Origin of the sequence: uncultured Polaribacter sp. (assembly GCF_947497695.1) — a bacterium.
GTDB lineage: Bacteria > Bacteroidota > Bacteroidia > Flavobacteriales > Flavobacteriaceae > Polaribacter.
Genome location: NZ_CANMHM010000029.1, coordinates 1 through 648 on the forward strand (window position 1 = coordinate 1; position 648 = coordinate 648).

Annotated in this window: 1 protein-coding gene; it reads left to right on the forward strand. The window is 29.9% G+C overall.

Features of this window, described 5'->3' with window-relative positions:
* Positions 1-95: 95 nt before the first annotated feature.
* A complete protein-coding gene (locus Q0731_RS13120) occupies positions 96-590 on the forward strand; it encodes a hypothetical protein (protein ID WP_299064817.1) in 495 nt (164 codons plus the stop codon).
* Positions 591-648 lie beyond the last annotated feature (58 nt).

Consider the following 648-nt stretch of genomic DNA (forward strand, 5'->3'; position numbering starts at 1 on the left):
GGTAGAAAAAACACTTTTTAATTACTGGTCAGGTTTCATTGCAAATCAGCAAAGTATTACTACTGATGCCACTTGTTGTAGCCAATTTAACCGAAATGCAGAAAACAGAAGAGTTTATTGAAAATAGAATTAAATGGCGAGCTTCAAAACACGATTTGCCGAATAAAAATGTTCATTTGTTTGAGAATTTAACGGCTGATAAAAAAGCGGAATATTTAACTCATTTCAATGAGAATGATTGTGGAAAAATAATTTTACTCTTTACAGTTTCAAAAAAGCACTGGACAGCAATCGGAACAAAAAAAATCATTGGTTTTGACGGAACTGAATTTAACTCTGTCGAATTGAATTCTATAAAAGATGTTGATTCTAAAAATCGGAAAGAATATTTTGAAAAAGCAGAAGCTGGAGAAACAAAACTAAAGAAAATAAAAAAGCGAAATGAATCTGAATTGTTAATTACGGAATTTAACGGAAAGGAAACTATTTTCATTACGAAAAAAGGAAGTGACTTATTCTCGTTATGGAATATAATGATGATGATTGAACAACTGAATAAAAAAACTGTTGCCAACAAAGAACTGAGTTAAAAAGCAAACAAATTCTTCATTAAATTTAGGCATTATTTATCTGGCATTGTTGAAGTAG

What these genes read in the sequence shown, in the direction of transcription:
- Q0731_RS13120 (WP_299064817.1), top strand. Translation starts at nt 96, where the DNA reads ATGCAGAAAACAGAAGAGTTTATTGAAAATAGAATTAAATGGCGAGCT.